Origin of the sequence: Thalassotalea euphylliae (genome assembly GCF_042682785.1) — a bacterium.
GTDB classification, from domain to species: domain Bacteria; phylum Pseudomonadota; class Gammaproteobacteria; order Enterobacterales; family Alteromonadaceae; genus Thalassotalea_F; species Thalassotalea_F euphylliae.
The window spans coordinates 49,627-68,238 of sequence record NZ_JBHUIB010000004.1; the positions used below are offsets into that span (position 1 = coordinate 49,627).

19 protein-coding genes are annotated in these 18,612 nt (G+C 42.1%); 10 read left to right on the forward strand and 9 right to left on the reverse strand.

Annotation, left to right across the window (positions count from 1 at the left end; all coding sequences use genetic code 11):
• Window positions 1-7 precede the first annotated feature (7 nt).
• Window positions 8-1,087 (forward strand): alanine racemase, encoded by a 1,080-nt coding sequence (gene alr / locus ACFSJY_RS13395; protein ID WP_386035177.1) that lies wholly within the window; start codon window positions 8-10, stop codon window positions 1,085-1,087.
• A 39-nt stretch (window positions 1,088-1,126) separates the two neighbouring features.
• Here alr and ACFSJY_RS13400 read toward each other — a convergent pair whose 3' ends face one another.
• Entirely contained in the window at window positions 1,127-1,546 is a 420-nt protein-coding gene (locus ACFSJY_RS13400; protein WP_386035143.1) for a secondary thiamine-phosphate synthase enzyme YjbQ, read from the reverse strand.
• A 137-nt stretch (window positions 1,547-1,683) separates the two neighbouring features.
• Window positions 1,684-2,109, reverse strand: a complete 426-nt coding sequence (locus ACFSJY_RS13405) for a VOC family protein (protein WP_386035145.1) — start codon at window positions 2,107-2,109, stop codon at window positions 1,684-1,686.
• Window positions 2,110-2,305: 196 nt separating this feature from the next.
• Here ACFSJY_RS13405 and soxR point away from each other — a divergent pair, with 196 nt between their 5' ends.
• On the forward strand, window positions 2,306-2,776 hold the full coding sequence (gene soxR, locus ACFSJY_RS13410; protein WP_386035147.1) for a redox-sensitive transcriptional activator SoxR: 471 nt from the start codon (window positions 2,306-2,308) through the stop codon (window positions 2,774-2,776).
• Between the two features lie 77 nt (window positions 2,777-2,853).
• Here the strand turns inward: soxR and ACFSJY_RS13415 are convergent, their stop codons facing one another.
• Both ACFSJY_RS13415 and zur read right to left on the reverse strand, forming a co-directional pair.
• Window positions 2,854-3,315: a chemotaxis protein CheX gene (locus ACFSJY_RS13415; RefSeq protein ID WP_386035149.1), complete on the reverse strand. Its 462-nt coding sequence runs from the start codon at window positions 3,313-3,315 to the stop codon at window positions 2,854-2,856.
• A 287-nt stretch (window positions 3,316-3,602) separates the two neighbouring features.
• A complete protein-coding gene (zur, locus tag ACFSJY_RS13420; protein ID WP_386035151.1) occupies window positions 3,603-4,037 on the reverse strand; it encodes a zinc uptake transcriptional repressor Zur in 435 nt (144 codons plus the stop codon).
• 157 nt (window positions 4,038-4,194) lie between these two features.
• Here zur and ACFSJY_RS13425 point away from each other — a divergent pair, with 157 nt between their 5' ends.
• Window positions 4,195-4,443, forward strand: coding sequence for a DUF6482 family protein (locus ACFSJY_RS13425; RefSeq protein WP_386035153.1), 249 nt, complete (start codon window positions 4,195-4,197; stop codon window positions 4,441-4,443).
• 31 nt (window positions 4,444-4,474) lie between these two features.
• Here ACFSJY_RS13425 and ACFSJY_RS13430 read toward each other — a convergent pair whose 3' ends face one another.
• Complete coding sequence (locus ACFSJY_RS13430; RefSeq protein WP_386035155.1) at window positions 4,475-5,386, reverse strand: CE1 family esterase; 912 nt, start codon at window positions 5,384-5,386, stop codon at window positions 4,475-4,477.
• A gap of 133 nt (window positions 5,387-5,519) precedes the next feature.
• Between ACFSJY_RS13430 and ACFSJY_RS13435 the strand changes: the two genes are divergently transcribed.
• Window positions 5,520-7,568 carry a winged helix-turn-helix domain-containing protein gene (locus ACFSJY_RS13435; protein WP_386035157.1) on the forward strand — a complete coding sequence of 683 codons (2,049 nt, stop codon included), beginning with the start codon at window positions 5,520-5,522 and terminating at the stop codon, window positions 7,566-7,568.
• A 34-nt stretch (window positions 7,569-7,602) separates the two neighbouring features.
• Here the strand turns inward: ACFSJY_RS13435 and ACFSJY_RS13440 are convergent, their stop codons facing one another.
• From ACFSJY_RS13440 to ACFSJY_RS13450, 3 genes are all read right to left on the reverse strand, one after another.
• Complete coding sequence (locus ACFSJY_RS13440; RefSeq protein WP_386035159.1) at window positions 7,603-8,859, reverse strand: hypothetical protein; 1,257 nt, start codon at window positions 8,857-8,859, stop codon at window positions 7,603-7,605.
• A gap of 266 nt (window positions 8,860-9,125) precedes the next feature.
• Entirely contained in the window at window positions 9,126-10,091 is a 966-nt protein-coding gene (locus ACFSJY_RS13445) for an NAD(P)-dependent oxidoreductase (protein ID WP_386035161.1), read from the reverse strand.
• The gene (locus tag ACFSJY_RS13450; RefSeq protein ID WP_386035163.1) at window positions 10,091-10,867 is read right to left on the reverse strand and encodes a substrate-binding periplasmic protein; all 777 of its coding nucleotides are present in this window, start codon (window positions 10,865-10,867) and stop codon (window positions 10,091-10,093) included. The genes ACFSJY_RS13445 and ACFSJY_RS13450 overlap by 1 nt, the downstream gene beginning before the upstream one ends.
• Before the next feature lie 102 nt (window positions 10,868-10,969).
• Between ACFSJY_RS13450 and prmA the strand changes: the two genes are divergently transcribed.
• The 6 genes from prmA to purD all read left to right on the forward strand — a co-directional run bounded on the left by prmA (window position 10,970) and on the right by purD (window position 17,523).
• A complete protein-coding gene (prmA, locus tag ACFSJY_RS13455) occupies window positions 10,970-11,857 on the forward strand; it encodes a 50S ribosomal protein L11 methyltransferase (RefSeq protein WP_386035165.1) in 888 nt (295 codons plus the stop codon).
• Between the two features lie 194 nt (window positions 11,858-12,051).
• Window positions 12,052-13,020, forward strand: coding sequence for a tRNA dihydrouridine synthase DusB (dusB, locus tag ACFSJY_RS13460; protein WP_386035179.1), 969 nt, complete (start codon window positions 12,052-12,054; stop codon window positions 13,018-13,020).
• A gap of 13 nt (window positions 13,021-13,033) precedes the next feature.
• Window positions 13,034-13,327, forward strand: coding sequence for a DNA-binding transcriptional regulator Fis (fis, locus tag ACFSJY_RS13465; protein WP_386035167.1), 294 nt, complete (start codon window positions 13,034-13,036; stop codon window positions 13,325-13,327).
• A gap of 211 nt (window positions 13,328-13,538) precedes the next feature.
• Entirely contained in the window at window positions 13,539-15,137 is a 1,599-nt protein-coding gene (gene purH / locus ACFSJY_RS13470; RefSeq protein WP_386035169.1) for a bifunctional phosphoribosylaminoimidazolecarboxamide formyltransferase/IMP cyclohydrolase, read from the forward strand.
• 232 nt (window positions 15,138-15,369) lie between these two features.
• Entirely contained in the window at window positions 15,370-16,170 is an 801-nt protein-coding gene (locus tag ACFSJY_RS13475; RefSeq protein WP_386035181.1) for a class I SAM-dependent methyltransferase, read from the forward strand.
• 66 nt (window positions 16,171-16,236) lie between these two features.
• Window positions 16,237-17,523, forward strand: coding sequence for a phosphoribosylamine--glycine ligase (purD, locus tag ACFSJY_RS13480; protein ID WP_386035171.1), 1,287 nt, complete (start codon window positions 16,237-16,239; stop codon window positions 17,521-17,523).
• A gap of 67 nt (window positions 17,524-17,590) precedes the next feature.
• On the opposite strand, the gene ACFSJY_RS13485 is transcribed toward purD, so the two are convergent.
• Complete coding sequence (locus ACFSJY_RS13485; protein WP_386035173.1) at window positions 17,591-18,043, reverse strand: RNA recognition motif domain-containing protein; 453 nt, start codon at window positions 18,041-18,043, stop codon at window positions 17,591-17,593.
• Between the last annotated feature and the right edge of the window lie 569 nt (window positions 18,044-18,612).

The following is an 18,612-nucleotide window of genomic DNA, read 5'->3' on the forward strand; positions in this document are numbered from 1 at the left end:
TATGTCTTTGCGCACGGCAACGGCAACCATTGACCTTGCTGCACTTATTGATAACGTTCATCACATTAAAGGCTTAGCCCAACAAAGTAAGGTCATGGCTGTATTAAAAGCTAATGCTTATGGACATGGCCTAGAGCGCATAGCTAAGGCGCTCAAAAATGCACCTGTAGATGCCTTTGGTGTTGCTCGTTTGGATGAAGCGCAAGCGTTACGCGCGTGTGGAGTGGTAAAGCCAATCGTATTAATGGAAGGCTTTTTCAGTGAAGAAGAGTTACCTGTGTTGGATGTGAATAACTTACAAACGGTTATACACAATGAACAGCAGCTTCAATCGCTACTAAATAGTCAGTTAGATAAGCCGATTAAAGTATGGCTTAAAGTAGATACTGGCATGCATCGCTTGGGTGTTGAACCCCATCAGTTTTCTTCATTCTATAATGCGCTAAAGGCTTCTCCCAATGTACAGAGCGACATTGTAATCATGAGTCATTTAAGCTGCGCAGATGATACCCGTAACGGAAAAACTGAGCAGCAAATTGCTTTGTTCACTGAACTTACTGACGAGCTCTCTGAAGAAATGTCGATGGCAAATTCTGCAGGTATTCACAGTTGGCCCAATAGCCACTTACACTGGATACGCCCAGGTCTTATTCTTTATGGCGTTAATCCCATGTTATCTCCCAAGACAGACGCGCACTTAAAACCTGTTATGACCCTACAATCAAGCTTAATTGCTAAACGTGTGGTGAAAAAAGGCGAGTCCGTTGGGTATGGTGCTGCGTGGACTGCAGAGCAAGATACAACCATTGGTGTTATTGCTATTGGTTATGGAGATGGTTACCCACGTCATGCTCAAAATGGCACTCCGGTGCTCATTAATGGCCGAAGAGTGAAATTGGCTGGTCGAGTGTCTATGGACATGATTACGGTTGATTTAGGTCAACATAGTCGAGACGAAATTGGCGATATCGCTACCCTTTGGGGGGAAAACTTACCGATTGAAGAAATCGCAGAGTGGGCGACGACCATTCCCTACGAGTTACTTTGCAATATTACTCGACGTGTCAATATGACCATTTCTGCCTAATACTTTTCAAGTGCGGTAAACGTCTTTAACAGACAAAAATTACTCGCCTTGAATAGTGGCTACAAGTGTTCGGCTACCTGCATGATCGCGATGTTCGCCTAGGTAAATGCCTTGCCAGGTGCCCAAGTTCAACCGCCCATTAGTGATGGGCACTGATATACTTGAACCTAGTGTGCTCGCCTTAATATGGGCTGGCATATCGTCTGGCCCCTCATACGTGTGCTGATAATAGGCGGCATTCTCTGGTACAAACTGATTAAAATGCGCTTCCATATCTGCACGTACAGTGGGGTCTGCATTCTCATTGATAGTTAACGATGCTGACGAATGCTTGATGAACAGGTGTAATAGTCCACATCGGATATCGCCTATCGCTAACTCGCTCTCCACATTGTCGGTTACAAGGTGAAAGCCACGTTTTTTGGCTGGAAGTCTAAATTCTGTTTGTCGCCACATCATGCAAAGCCTCATGTCATCAGAGTGCAAAGCCTATCTGATTCGGCTAGAGATTCAAGTGTTGATATTAAGACTAGCTACTCCTTTTAAGCAGATTGCTCATGTAGCTAGTCTAAGTATGTAAAGGGGATGAGTAAGCTTTAAAGGTCGTCTCCAGCGTTTCGCTCAGACGGAACATCAGATAAATATTCGACGAACTCGACTTCAAAACCGGCTGGGTCTAAATAATAAGCATTTTTTCGGTAAAGATGCTTTGCTCCTGGTTTAGCTACTTCATAACCTGCATCAGATAACCGTTTTATCATGGCATCTAAGTTACTGGTTTCAAAGCCTATGTGGGCCAGTCCTATCTGATGCCCGGTTAAGTCTCTATTACTATCTTCACCGTCATCACTAAATGACAAATACATGGTGTCATCACCAAAGTGAAGCCAGCGTCGAGGCTTTCCGTACCATTCGCTTTCACCTTGCATGCGAATTTGCCAATGTGGAAAAGCGGCATGATAAAAATTAAGGCTAGATTCAATATCGTTAACGACAAGGTTTAGGTGTTCTAGACGCATCATACTCTCCTATTTATTTTGCATCGTGCCGGCAAATAGCTTTAAAAGTGTTGAAATAAATAATTGGTGGTGTTGGCGGTTCTTAAGGCCAATAAAGTGAAAAAGATTGGTCATAACATTCTCCTTTTGCTTATTTGTTGACTATCCTAAAACCTCAAGCTAACTTGAGGTAAAGTTCTTTTTGTAGATTTTTTAAAAAATGTTGGAAGAAGCAAAGTTAAGTGTGGGGCAGGTTGCTAAGCGCTGTGGAATAAAAGTGTCGACGTTGCACTATTACGAGCAAATAGGTTTGCTACGTAGCTGGCGTAATGCTGGCAACCAACGTCGTTACAAACATGAAGTATTACGACGTGTATCAGTCATTAAAGCGGCACAAAAAATGGGTATAGATTTGGAAAGTATCAAGAAGGCGTTTGCTTCGCTGCCTGATAATCGTACTCCGACCAAAAAAGACTGGCAGTTACTTTCAAAACGCTGGCAGCAGCAATTAAACGAGCGAATTCAATATTTGATTACTCTTCGAGAGTCGCTGGATGGCTGTATTGGCTGTGGCTGTTTATCGCTGAAAAGCTGTCCTATATACAATCCTGAAGATATTATGGGTCAGCAAGGTGATGGGCCAATATTGCTTGAGCGTAATGTGGAAGAAAGAATAAATGAGAGCAATTAGCGGATATGCCCGCAGGTAAATGACAGAAAGTAAAAAGCCCCTCTTGAGGGGCTTTTTACTTTGATAAATCTGTTTGTTTAGTCGAAGCTAAATTCAATATATGCTTTGCCGTGTTCAGAACTAAGAGGAATAATAACAACAGGACCTTCTGCTTTGTGGTTTATTGTGTGGTTGGCACCCGATACAACCATCGGCGTTGCCATGTCAAACTCAAAGCCCTTTTCGCTTAACATTCTTTTTGCACCACCAGTAACCATATTAGTAATTTCGCCTACTAAGTCGGTGATTTCTTCGTTTACTTCATCAGGACCTTCACCGACCATATTCTTCATTGTCGCGATGGCTAGAGTGCCCTCAAAAGTGATTGAGAGTGAGCCTTTTGCTTGGTCACTTACCATACCTATCAAACCAGAAACGTCACCCTTGGCGACCTCTCCCTGCTTCAACTTCGGCTTCTCCGGTGTCAATTCCATCATCGCCATGGTCGACATAACATTCAACATCGAAGATAAGAAAGGGTTAATAAACTCTACATTCATGAACTGTACCGGGCCTTGTTTTACGACAGTGCGAAATAATGGCTACTAATTTAGCATAATTTTTTGATTTCGCACTAGTTATTGTTATCAATTGTGCCACACCTTGTGACCATATCTTCCGTTATGCAACTACACCATTAACTGCTTAATAACGTATCGGCAAGAGCTAACTTAACTTAAGTATCGACGAGTAAACGTGTTTTTACCACTATTCTGTAGAAAAAGTTTTGTCTATGACTTGTTGAATTATGTGAACTTTACGCCCACTTGGTAAAATTCATTCAGTCTTACTGGCACTTTTGGCAGCGTCCGTGTGCTTCTACGATTTGATGGCTTATTGAAAAGCCACTTGCATCGGCCATTGCACGAATAGCAAGGTCTAAGTTGTTCGACTGAATTTCTTCTACATGGCCACATTCATCACAAATCAACAGCTGTACTGGATGATTACACTCGCTGATATGGTGACACATAACGAATGCGTTGATTGATTCAATTTTGTGAACAAACCCTTGTTTACTTAAAAAGTCTAATGCGCGATAGATCGTGGCGGGTTTAGCTGCACTGTCTAGCTTTTGCAGTTCAGCAAGTAAATCGTAAGCGCCAACCGCACCGTCGTGATTCGCCAGTAATCCCAGTACTTGTTCGCGCGTTCTTGTTAATCGTGCACCGCGCTTTTGGCAAACTTGATGCGCTTGTTCCAATAAAGAAGAAGTGTCCATAGACTCAATATTTATAGGGTTTTTATCAGTTTAACATAGCATGGTTAGAGACCATAGCGGGTTTAATGCTTGATGCCAAGCCTAACCTGCGTAGGACGTTCAATGAGCCAACTTTGGTCAAGCTTCGTATTGGAGTTTAATGCTAACGGAGGTAAGTATGGATCTTTATATCAAATCATTTGAAGGTAACATTTACTTTGCTGAACAAAAGCAAGGCTCAACAAAGCGTATTGTTAGAGATAGCCAAAACCAGCCAATGCGTTTTGACAGTATTAGCAACGTTAAAGAGCACTTTAAAGACCAGTCGTTTGAGAACGTTTGGCTAGAGCATGACAGTGCCTACGATGAAATGTGTGGTTTAGGTGGCAAGTGCGGCCCTATGGTAATGCCGCTGAACTGGAAATAAAAAGGCCCCGAAAGGGGCACATTAATTTTAACTATTCAAACATGTATTCATAGGTAGCCATTAACTGGCTAGCTTGATAATCAGCTTCGTGTTGAACGCCAGACATAATAGAAAGCGTCAACGAGTGTGTGCAGCCATCATACGTATTGTGCTCAGTACGGTCACTGCCCTCGGTCATTCCCGGCCCGGTGCTTTGCGTGAACAGGTCACTACAGCCATTTTTTACTTTCCATAAAGCTATTGTGTCGTCTACAGAAGCGATGTTACCGTTACTTCTACCGTTATAAGGGACATCAGCATCGACTGGGCTATGCAAATGATGAATACTTACCGGAGTAGCGGTGGAACATGCTTCCAAATCGCCTCTGTATTGCCCTGCCAATGATACGATACCTGAAATACGTTCAGGGATTTTACATGCTAATTTGTAGGCCATAAATCCTCCAGCTGAGTATCCAAATACAAATAAATCAGTATTTATCTGACTATTCTCAGCCTGAACTTGGTCAATCAGCGCTAGGATATAATCGATATCTTTGTTGGCGTTGTCAGCGGGTATATTTTGACTATCCCACTCGTAAAGTGATTTGTTTCCTTCTGGGGCAAGCACAATGAAATTGTGTTTATCTGCAATCGCTTTGGCATCGAATATATTCATTACTTTATTAGCGGAACCAGGTGCACCATGCAGAAATAAAGCTATTCTTGTATCTTCATTAACGGTAGTCGGTATATATGATATCGACTCTCGCTCATCAATTGTTATGCAACTGAACACATTAGAAATTTGCGCTCCAGTGCACGTCGCAGTATCTTGTTGAGGTGACTTTTTTGAAGTACCGGAAGAATTACTACTTCCTCCTCCCCCACACGCAGAAAGTCCTGCAATTAGTAACGAATATATAACGGAATAAATGGCTCGTTGATTAAGTATGTTTTTCATATAGCTTGCTCGTTTTTGAGAAAATTAATAAAGTCGAGCAGAGCCTGTTTTACTTACGTGATATTGGCAATGATGAACACATAATATAATGATAATGGAATGATAATGTATAATAAAAACAGGGGGATAACTGTTGTCTAATTTCAGGTTTGAAGAGTTTTTGCTTGATTCAAATGCACAATCTTTGACGCATAACGGACAAAAAATCCTACTTGAACCAAAGCTTTTAAAGTTGCTTGTATTCTTTTGCGAAAACCCGCATCGAGCTATAAGCCGAGATGAGTTGTTAGAGCATGTTTGGGATGGCCGTATTGTAGGTTCAGCAGCAATAAATCGCGCCGTGGGTGAGTTACGAAAAGCGATTGAAGAGGATGTTAAAACACCAAATCTCCTCGAAACAGTGAGTAAAGTAGGGTATCGGTTTACACCGCAAGTCGACGTTATTTCCGAGGAAAATCAAACTCAGCCTGCCATTACCGATACCGAGAGAAAAAATGCGTTGCGGTGGTGGCTTCAAGCTTTATTAATCCTTGTGTGTTTAATATTGATAATTGTGCTGACGGTAAACGACAGACGGGACCCGAAGAATAATGAAGTCACATGGTTGGATAGGCCATTAACGACAGATAAAGGTGTTGCTTTTAAACCTGATGGCCATAGAACAAGTGCAGATATTGTTTACCTGTACCGCCCTTCATCCGATGTAAAGCTGCCGCAGGTATGGTTGAAACCAGAAAATCAACAAGCGTATGCGCTAACTTCAGATAATTTTTACTATACCGCTGTGATGTTATCGGACGATAGGAGGATATTTGCCAGTCGATTCAATAATCTAAAAGAGCGAAAATGTGAAATTGTCGAAATCAATCCATCAACAAAATCACTTAACGTTATTACTGGTTGTGCATCACGAGCACTGACTCAGCTAGACTATTCATCCGACACACAAAAAATTTATTTCAATACACGTGCTGCGGTCAACCAACCGTTCCATATTGCAAGTCTGCAACTTAACACTAATCGTTTAGAACAAATTACGTTCTCTGATGGTCAGGGAAATAAGCGAGGCGACTATTTATTCAAGCTATCACCGCATCAAGATAGATTGGCTGTCGTGCAATATGTAGATACAAACCATGGCCAAGTTAGATTAATTGATCTGGCAAATAAAGAGAGCAAAGAACTCAAAGTTAAATTAGCAAATTTATCTGCTATCGACTGGTTTGATAAAGATACCTTGGTGTTGTCGGCGGATGGCAGTATCTATCAATTCCATATTCCGTCTCAAGCTATAGAACTATTGAGTCAGCAAGATGGTGCGGGTCAAATAGCTTTTAGTAATGATGGCGTTGCCTACGTTCTTGCCAAAGTAAGCCACAATATATACGAACTGCCTATAGACAATAGTGGTTCAAGAGAAGTGAAGAAGATGCCGCTTACAAATAGCCGTTACAGTAGCTATTTACCTGGATATGCTAACAACAGTAAGTGGCTAGTATTCTCTTCGGATAAAACGGGGAGTTGGAGAATATATCTACAAGATGCTGGCGGCAATAGAAGCGATATTGGTGCGCCTGAAGAGATTCATAATATTAACAATCTCCGGTGGAGCCAAAGTGACGAAATTATTTCTGCCTCTATCAATGGTAAAGCATATGTCTATAAATTAGCGTCAGAACAGTGGCACCAAGTTGCACATCATATTCAAAATATCCATTTCTTGGAGCCGCTTTCGGAAAGTCAGTTTGTAGTTAGTAGTGATCAGTCAGGAGATTGGCAGCTGTGGCTCGTTGATGAGGAATTAGGAACGCATAAGCAGTTAACAAGGTCAGGAGGCTATAGTGTAAGAGCGAATGGAAGTAGCTCGTTGTACTTTACTAAGTTTGCAGAAACAGGCCTGTATCAACTAGATTTGTTATCCTTGAAGGAGCGCCTAGTGGTGGCTGACTTTGCTATTACTGACTGGAATAGATGGTTTTTAACGGCAAAGCACTTGTATTACATAAGCGATAGTGGGCTCGTAAAGTTGGGCTTATCAGGCCGAACAGACGCTAAGTCAATCACATTGTTGGGCAATGCTGGCAATCACCTTTCAATTTCTCACAATGAAAAGCACGTTGCGGTCACCTTTCAAGATGAAGCGTGGGCTGAAATAAGATATTTATCCAAAGGACGGGAATAAAAAAAGCCCCTTTCGGGGCTTATTTGAATTTGAGTTAGATTCGACTTTCGAACGTCTTAGTCTTGTTTTTTCCTTCACTTTGCGAAAAGCGAGTTTCTTGGCGCTCGCCTTTAGACACATGCACGTTGCTGATGTATTTGTCCCACTGTCGCTCGCTTAAGTAGCCAATATGGATGTCTGCATCTTGTCGAACGCCGCTAATAATTGGCCCTTCAACGATAGTGGCAATGATGTAATCTTGGAAGTTTTTGCAGTACATGTTTTTAATCAATCGTGTACCGTTTTCTTCAAAGCTTGTTTCTAAGCCAATGTTGATATCACTGTCGCATTTTTCGAGTAAGGTTTGCGTTAAACGGCTAACCATATCGTCGGTTTTACGAATGTTCGGCAAGTTAATGGTCTTTTCGTAAAACACAAGCGAGTCATCATCATTCAAGAACCACAGGTCATAACGGCCGTCATCACATTTCATTTCGTACTTGGAAATTACTTTGCGATCAAGTCCAGGCATCACTTGGAAGTTCATACTGTAAAGACTTAACCCAAAGTGACTATTCTTTTGGGTCACAGGGAAGAAATAATTAACCAGTGCTTCATTGCGTGGCGCTAATGATTTCGTCGTTGGGAAAGCGAAGTCAGGAATGCGATCAATCTTACAGTCTGAAATTGTTGAAAGAAGCTCACTCTTTTTGACACCTAAAGGCACGCTATCGATATTGTAGTCACCATCTAGGTTGCTGATATTTGCCATTTTAGAGACAAGTAAACGTTGCTCGCGGTCAATGATGTAGTCATTAAAGTTAGTAAAGTTTTTGGCATCTGCCTCTGCTTTTGCATCAACATACACATATAGCGGTAGACCAAATTCTTGTGCGGCATTTACGTCAGCTTGGTATGTGGCAAAATCATCATAGCCGTAATCTTGTGCTTCCAGCAGGTTAACGTAGTCTTGATAAGTGCGTAAACCTAGCTTTTTCGCCTTTTCCATTTCACGTTGATACGCCTGAAGCGGTAACCCTGCATCCTCAGCTTTTTCACGCTCTGCTTTATACGTCGGGTAATCGGTATACCCGTATTTTTCAGCGATACCTTGTTTTCTCTCGTACTCGGCGAAATAGTATAGAGGCACGTAACATAAGCTACAGGCCACTATGTAGAACATTGCGCGAGTGCGGCCAGTAATTTTTAGTATGTTGTTAATTTTGTTTGTTAGCGGTATGTAGGTATTAATGACCAAATAGATAATTAATACGGCTAAAATTGTTGCGATAGTAACTACAGTAATACTCATTCATCCAACCCTGTAAGACTTATTCCACTTCTACAGTTCCCTGGTATAGGGCTAATTTGTAAAGTCCTTAATGTTTATATTGCGCCATCTCATAGATAGGTATGGCAGTAGCTTTATTATTCTAGTTATCGTATCGGAAAAGCCGATTTAGCTGCTCGAATTATACACATAGGATTAGCTATGTTAACAATTAATTACAAATAGGCAAGCAGGGCTTACCTATATAAGGCCTACAGGTAAGTTTTCAGTAAGAATTGCTTTACAAATTAACTTCCACAAACGAACGTTTGCTTTGTGATATTACTGGTTGTTAACGCCTGATTATGCGGGAGTGGTTCGTAACCATCTAAGAAATAAATAATTTTAAGACCAGACTCTGCCAGTTCAATAGCATGCTGAAAGTTAATACTAATGCTCGAAGAAATATCCTGAGGATATTTTTCAGCATCTCGGCGCACATATTCGAGTAGAGCAGGATTGACATCATTGTCGTAAAAGACAGCGTCAGCGAATTGCAGTGCTCTATGGGCAGCAAGTGTCAGGTGGTCAGGGTTTCCTGTCATTGTGTGAATGAAAGTAATACCGCCTTCAGCAGGCGGTACTTCTTCTTTGAGACTCGCTATAAGCTGCTGCTCGGCAATTTTCGTTTGGCCAGATAGTAGCTGCTCTCCGATGGGGCCACGTAAAGTGTTTTCCCAAAATGCGCGTCTATTGGATACGCCCTTAACCCTTGCTTTTACATGATCTCGAAATTTGAATGAGAAATCCGCTAGCTTGCCATAGGCCGAAGGCATAATGCGTTCAATCTGTTCTCGCAACATTCGCACCAAAATAGGTGCACTGCCAGAACTGGAGATCGCCACAATCATGGGATCACGATCAATAATAGCCGGCGTGATGTAATTACAAAGTTCAGGTTGGTCAACAACGTTGACTAACAGGTTTAATTCACTGGCTTCTTTCTGAACGTCCTGGTTAACAGATTCATCGTCGGTTGCGGCAATAACCATAGAAAAGCTCTCCATATGGCCAATCTCATAATTGTGACTGACCCAGTTCAGCTCGTTTTCTTTTATCAGGCGCTCGACGCTACCATTGATAACTGCTGACATAACAGAAATCTTTTTAGTCGTTTTCAATAACAATTCAATTTTGCGGGCAGCGACCTCGCCACCGCCTACTACCAGAGCATTGATATGTCTTGCATCAAGAAAAATCGGGAAATATCGCATTAATTCTCTAATTGCCACTTCGCTAATATCGCTTGATATTGTCCGCTTTGTTTCAACATTTCCAGTGCTTTTTTTAACTTAGTTATCACTTTTTGAGAGGTATTATTGCTTGCTGCTAAATAATAGTCGGTTGCAAAGTCAGGCAAGCGCAATGCAATTTCAAGTGGCCGATAAGTATCACCCTGCGTTTTCTTCCGTTCTTCCCACATAAACTCATTAGCGAGAATAAAGTCTACTTTACCGTTGAATAGTGATTCCCAGAGCCTAGGGTATGATGAATTAAGCATTAAATTTACGTCAGGTTCGAACCCTTTAGATAAGAGGTACTCCTGTGAAATATCAGATCGTGTTACGCCAACATTGAACTGCTTTACTTGCTCTAGCTTTTGGACAGAAATGTCGCTGCGTTCCTTAAGCTTCATCAAATGAACAGTCGCGGCATACAGGGTTCCAACCCATTGAAATTTATCTTCTCTGGAAGGTGTCCTCATTATCGAAAATATCAGTGTGTTTTCCTGTGTTCTCGCCATTTGATACGCGCGCGCCCAAGGATAAATTTTGACTTCACCATGAATGTTGGCGCTTTTAAGCATGGCGTTGACGATTTCAACCATCGCGCCAGAGGGTGGTGAGTTACCATTATCAATTTGCAGAGGAGCAAGTGATTCTGTGACGATAGTGACAGAAAGTTCTTCAGCATGAATAAATGCTGAAAAGAAAATGAAGAGCGCCAATCCTATGTGCTGCAAATTGCTCCAAATAAAAATACGGTACATAGAAATACGTCTTACCTTTTACCGTTAAAGCGATTGCTTATATATGTTTGAACAGTCAGGAGTGATAAACTTAACTATAAGACGTTTTTAGAGAGATTCCCAATGCCTTGGATTCAACTGCGGTTACAAGCAAATGAAGAAACCGCTGAAAAATACAGTGATTGGTTAAGTGCAAGTGGTGCGCAAGCTGTCACCTTTATTGATGCGAAGGATACGCCTATATATGAGCCATTGCCCGGTGATGAAGTGACCTATTGGGCCAACACCATTGTGATGGGTTTGTTTGATGCTGCTCATGATATGGATAAAGTCATCCATTATTTAAAATCGATTCATCCAGAAAAAGATGAAATGCGCTACAAGCTAGAGCAACTAGAAGATAAAGATTGGGAACGAGAGTGGATGGACAACTTCCACCCGATGAAGTTCGGTGAGCGTCTATGGATTTGTCCTAGCTGGCGTGATGTGCCTGAGCCGGATGCTGTTAATGTCATGCTCGATCCAGGTTTAGCATTTGGTACAGGCACGCATCCTACCACAGCATTGTGTTTACGGTGGTTAGATGGGCTTAACCTTAAAGGCAAAACGGTTGTCGACTTTGGCTGTGGTTCGGGCATTTTATCATTAGCCGCGTTAAAGCTAGGCGCAGACAAAGTGATTGGTATCGATATTGATCCACAGGCATTGCAAGCCAGCAAAGATAATGCTGAACGAAATGGGGTATCTGACAGACTTGAACTTTATCTACCCAAAGACCAGCCAATATTCAAAGCTGATGTCGTTGTGGCAAACATTCTTGCAGGGCCACTAAAAGAACTTGCTCCAACAATTATTGAATTTGTAGCACCAAATGGTTTGCTGGCTTTGTCTGGTGTCTTGGAAGAACAAGCACCTAGCCTGCAAGAAATTTATGGACAGTGGTGTACGATGGATCCGATTGCTGTGCAAGAAGAGTGGGTCAGGCTGTCTGGCGTGCGCAGCCTAAATTAACAGGGATTAAAACTCGTCGTTGTCAAGCAGAAAGTTGTACATTTTGTACATTTTCTGCTCGACAAAAACTTATCCAAAAAGTCAATATTAAAAAATCAAAAAAAACACAAATTTGTTCAATTTATATCCTTTTCAATCTCAATAAAAACACGTAAACTGTGCGCCCTTTTGACGAGGAGCTCAAAAAAGCAGCAGTGAATATCGGTCCATACCAACTTAAATCCAATGTAATGTTAGCCCCTATGGCAGGGATTACTGACAAACCATTTAGACAACTTTGCTGTCAAATGGGTGCAGGTTTGGCGGTATCGGAAATGGTGTCTGCTAACCCGAAGGTTTGGAACACCGAAAAATCTAAACTGCGTATGGTGCACAGCGATGAAGCTGGCATACGCTCAGTGCAGATTGCAGGTTCTGATCCTGAAGAGATGGCTTTTGCGGCTCAAGTTAACGTTGAAAATGGCGCCCAAATTATTGATATCAATATGGGGTGCCCGGCAAAAAAAGTGAATAAGAAGCTAGCGGGTTCAGCATTATTGAAAGAGCCTTCGCAGGTTGAACAAATCGTTAAATCGGTGGTCAACGCTGTGGATGTGCCAGTGACGCTGAAAATTAGAACCGGCTGGTGTGAAAATTCGCGCAATGGGGTCGAAATAGCTCAAATTGCGCAGCACAACGGTATTCAGTCGTTGGCTGTTCATGGTCGTACACGTAATGACTTTTATAAAGGTAATGCGGAATACGACACCATTAAGGCAATTAAAAAAGCGATTTCAATTCCTGTTGTAGCAAATGGCGATGTTACGTCTGCACAAAAAGCAGCTGATGTACTTGAGTACACAGGTGCCGACGCAGTCATGATAGGCCGAGGAGCACAAGGTCGTCCTTGGATTTTTAGAGAAATAAATCATTTTCTAGAAACCGGAAAGCACCTTGACGAACCTTCATCGGATGAAGTGCGCTCAATACTTCTTGGGCATATTAAAGAATTGCACCAATTTTATGGTGACTTTATGGGGGTGCGAATCGCCCGTAAACATGTGTCTTGGTATATGCAAACGCATGAACAAGGCAAAACGTTTCGATCAAGCTTTAATGCACTCGAGTCGACCAGCGAGCAACTCGACGCATTAAATGCGTATTTTGATAATTTAACTAGTTAAGAGTCTGAACTTTATGTTTGAACAAAATATTTCTTCTCCATTCATTACAAACGTTAATGATATTCAGCAACAAACAAAAGCATCTCCACTTCGCACTCAAGCGAAAATTGCGATCAAAAACTACTTATCTCAATTGAACGGCAATGATGTAGATGACATGTACGAATTAGTGCTTTCAGAAATTGAAGCGCCAATGTTAGAAGAAGTAATGCAATACACACGTGGTAACCAAACACGTGCAGCGAATTTACTAGGTATCAACCGTGGTACGCTTCGCAAGAAACTTAAAAAATACGGTATGAACTAATACTGCGCAGGCTTAGCCTGCACCAGAAAGCACCTTAGGGTGCTTTCTTTGTTTTTGGCCTTAGGAAAAACTGAACCATTTAGTCAAATTTTTACTAAGCTTGTTTTCTTAAGGTAAATAATTAATCGCAGGAGCGACCCCAACGGACTTGCCAAGGATATGTGTCACAGGCCAGACCAATTTAATTAAAGTAAAGGTAATCAAAATAGCAATGGATACCCCACGCCCAATCAAACGCGCACTCTTAAGTGTTTCTGATAAAACCGGTATTGTTGAATTTGCTCGCGCATTAGCACAAAAAGGTGTCGACATTTTATCTACTGGCGGTACAGCCAAATTATTAGCAGATAACGGCATCAATGTAACAGAAGTCTCTGATCACACGGGTCACCCTGAAATCATGGATGGTCGTGTAAAAACGCTTCACCCTAAAATTCATGGCGGTATTTTAGCGCGTCGTGGTACTGATGAAGCCGTAATGGCCGACAATAACATCAGCGCTATTGATATGGTGGTTGTTAACCTTTACCCGTTTGCCAATACAGTTGCAAAAGAAGGCTGTTCGTTGGAAGACGCTATTGAAAACATCGATATTGGCGGTCCTACAATGGTTCGCGCTGCGGCGAAAAACCATAAAGACGTTACCATCATCGTTAATGCACATGACTATGATCGTGTGCTTTCAGAAATGGATGCTAACGACGGTTCATTAACCTACAAAACACGTTTTGATTTAGCGATCGCAGCATACGAGCACACGGCGAGTTACGACGGCATGATTGCAAACTACTTTGGCCAAATGCTACCTGCACATGGCCAAGAGGGCGAAGCGGACTTTGAAAACAAAAATAAATTCCCTCGTACGGTAAACAGCCAGTTCGTTAAGAAGCAAGACTTACGCTACGGTGAAAACTCTCATCAGGATGCGGCTTTCTACGTTGAAGCTAACCCTGAAGAAGCGTCAGTGTCTACTGCCAGCCAGTTACAAGGTAAGGCACTGTCATATAACAACATCGCAGATACCGATGCGGCGTTAGAGTGTGTGAAAGAATTTGAAGAGCCAGCATGCGTTATTGTTAAGCACGCAAACCCATGTGGTGTTGCAATCGGTGACAATATCTTAGCGGCATATGAAAGTGCTTATACGACTGATCCTACATCAGCGTTCGGTGGCATTATCGCGTTCAACCGCGAGCTAGATGCAGATACGGCAGAAGCGATTATTTCTCGCCAATTCGTTGAAGTAATCATCGCGCCAAGCGTATCTGAAGGTGCGGCGCAAATCGTAGCAGCTAAGCCTAATGTTCGTGTACTTGAGTGTGGTCAATGGGAAACGCAAACCACAGGCTTTGACTACAAGCGTGTAAATGGTGGTTTATTAGTACAAGATCGTGACCAAGGTCGTGTAACCGATGACGAATTAAAAGTTGTCACTAAGCGTCAACCTACTGAAGATGAAATGCGTGACCTTAAGTTCTGCTGGAAAGTGGCTAAGTACGTTAAATCAAACGCTATTGTTTACGTGAAAAACTCAATGACAATTGGCGTTGGTGCAGGCCAAATGAGCCGTGTTTATTCTGCTAAAGTAGCAGGTATCAAAGCGGCAGATGAAAACTTAGAAGTTGCTGGTTCTGTTATGGCATCAGATGCATTCTTCCCATTCCGTGACGGCATCGATGCTGCTGCAGAAGCAGGTATCACAGCGGTTATTCAGCCAGGTGGTTCAATGCGTGATGAAGAAGTTATTGCTGCAGCTGATGAACACGGCATGGCAATGGTCTTCACTGGCATGCGTCACTTCCGTCACTAAAGTGACATGTTTATCGAGCAGCGACGAATGCTGCTCGATAAAGCATTCTCAATATTCTGTAACATTTGAATTGGCTGAATGACCCATCAGTTGAGATAACTAACACTGATACTGACGTGTATTTCTGCTATATATACGAGTGCACTTTAAAAACTTGTATCGAAAGTATGGAAAACTCATGAAAACAATAAAAAAGAAGTTAGTTACAGCGCTATTTTCATCAGCAGCTTTGATGGCATCGACGACTGCTTTAGCAGAAGAAACATCAGCAGAATTAATGTTAATGAAGGCGAAAGCCGAGTCACCTTTACATGCGGCAGTGGCAGGCGATCACCGTAGCGAGAAAAACAAAGCGCGCGATGAGTATCGCCATCCGGTTGAAACACTTGCATTTTTTGGTTTTGAACCATCAATGACAGTGGTAGAAATGGCACCAGGTGGTGGTTGGTATACAGAAATTCTTGCACCGGCACTCAAAGGCACGGGTACTTTTTACGGTGCGCACTACCCTGACAAAGGTGATGACAGCTATGGCAGTAAATCACGTCGCCGCCTAGAGGAGAAAATGGCGAGTAATGAAGTGTTTAGTGAAGTAAAACTGACTGACTTCACGCCACGTCAGCCGTCAGAAATTGCACCTGCTGGTACAGCTGATATGGTATTGACGTTCCGTAACCTCCACAATTGGGGGTTAGACGGTGTTGAGCAAATGTTTAAAGATGCCAACAAAGCACTTAAGCCTGGTGGTGTGCTAGGTGTGGTCGAGCACCGCTTGCCAGCATCTAAAAAATTAGAAGACAACAAACGCAGTGGTTATTTCCCTGAAAAGCTAACAATTGAGCTTGCTGAAAAAGCAGGCTTTAAATTAGCAGCGAAAAGTGAAATCAATGCGAACCCGAAAGATACGGCTGATCACCCTAAAGGCGTGTGGACGTTACCCCCTTCTTTAGCGTTAAAAGATCAGGATAAAGAAAAATATATAGCGATTGGTGAAAGTGATCGCATGACGTTGAAATTCGTCAAACCAGAATAATGTAAACTCATATGGAGAAAGTGCATGATGCGCTTTCTCCATTATTTTATTTAGGAAAAGATATAAATGAATGTGTTAGTTATTGGTAGTGGTGGCCGAGAGCACGCTTTAGCGTGGAAGGCAGCTCAATCTTCACAAGTAGAAAAAGTGTTTGTAGCACCGGGCAATGCGGGTACAAGTGCTGAACCAAAATTGGAAAACGTAGCAATTTCTGTTGGCGAAATTCCTGCGCTTGTATCTTTTGCTAAAGAAAATAATGTTCAATTAACCATTGTTGGCCCTGAACAGCCACTTGTTGATGGTGTTGTTGATGCCTTTCAAACTGAAGGCTTAATGTGTTTCGGCCCGTCAGCTAAAGCTGCACAGTTGGAAGGCTCTAAAGCATTCACTAAAGATTTTCTTGCGCGTCATGATATTCCAACTGCAGCATATGCAAACTTCACCGAAATTGAACCGGCTTTAGCTTATGTTCGTGAGCAGGGCGCGCCTATTGTCGTAAAAGCTGACGGTTTGGCTGCGGGTAAAGGTGTTATTGTAGCGATGACTTTAGAAGAAGCCGAAGACGCAATCAAAGACATGCTAGCAGGTAATGCATTCGGTGATGCTGGTCACCGTGTTGTTATTGAAGAGTTTCTAACAGGCGAAGAAGCAAGTTTCATTGTTATGGTTGATGGCAAAAATGTCGTACCGTTTGCAACCAGTCAAGATCACAAACGTGCCTACAATGAAGATAAAGGCCCAAACACCGGTGGCATGGGGGCATATTCTCCAGCACCAGTAGTAACGCCTGAAATTCATGATCGCATCATGAATGAAGTCATCATGCCAACAGTTGAAGGTATGGCAAAAGAAGACGCACCTTATACAGGCTTTTTATACGCAGGCTTAATGATTGCTGAAGATGGCACGCCAAAAGTCATTGAATACAATTGTCGTTTTGGTGACCCAGAAACACAGCCAATTATGATGCGCCTTCAATCTGATTTAGTCGAGATGTGTATCGCTGCATGCAAAGGCGAGCTAGCAGGAAAAAATATAGAGTTTGATCCGCGCGCAGCTGTTGGTGTTGTATTAGCTGCAGGTGGTTACCCTGGTAGTTATAGCAAAGGCGACGTTATCTCTGGATTAGAAACAAATAAAGCTACTGACCGTAAAACGTTCCATGCTGGCACCGCACTTACAGATGGAAATGTAGTAACCGCAGGTGGTCGTGTACTATGTGCAACCGCGTTAGGTGAAAATGTGACGACTGCACAAAAAGCTGCATACGAACTTTTGCATCAAATTACTTGGGATAAAGTTGAGTTCCGCACTGATATCGCTTACCGCGCTATTGCTCGTGAACAAGCCTAGAAGTATTCCATAATGATGATACAAAAAAGCCCGGCAAAGCCGGGCTTTTTATTTATCTATAAATAGATTATTCAGCGTCTGTCTTTTCAGGACGCTCTTTTGCTTCTCTTACTTTTAGCGTTCGCTGTTGGAATTCAGTATCATTGAGCGCAGAGATAGCTGCATCTGAATCGGCTGCAGCCATTTCAACAAAACCGAAACCACGGCGCTTACCCGTATGCTTGTCTTTCATTAACCTTACTGAATGAACAACACCATGTGTTGCGAACAAGGTTCTAACCGCTGCTTCGTTTGCTCGGTAAGGTAAATTACCGACATAAAGAGTTTTTACTTCTCCGACCGAGCCTTCACCGCCATTTTTATTAATAAGTGAAAAAGCGATATTGGCAAACAGCGCACCCAATGCTGCGCTAGTAGCTATAGCAGTAGTATCTTTACCTAGAGAGCTTGAGATAAGGAAAGCAACGACACCTGCGACGACGGCCAGTGCTACTGCTGTGATAAGTTGAGACGACTTCATAAGTTATACCTGAATTATTATTGTAAAAAATCGTATAAATACAAAGCTATGTTACCGAGCTTTCCAGATTGTGCAACTTTATGAAAAGCATAACGATAAAAATGCGTAATAAATTGGCTAAAACCACACAAAATAGATCACTAATTAGAACCACCAACTAAAGATCGCAAAAATGAGCTTTATATTATGGTTACGAGATCAAAAGGCTTTTTAAAAACTTAAAGATCATCTATTCGCCTGTTAAGTACATATTTGCTGGTACTTTAACCATATTGTACGATCGTACGCCTTTAAACTAGGGGTTTGTACAATAAGTGACCGAACGATCATTTTTTTTAAATTAATGCTTGATCGTTTCAGAAAAATCCCTAAAATGCGCATCCACTTCTCGGGGGCAAGCCAAGAAGCTGTTTTGATAAGTTTAGTTACTTTATAAAGCCACTAAACGGGTCAGATAACTTAGAAAAATAAATTAAAGTTTTTTTCAAAAAGTTGTTGACATTAAAACAGGGAAGCGTAAAATGCGCATCCGCTCTCAACGAGAGAGCAATCAGTTAACACGAGTGTGA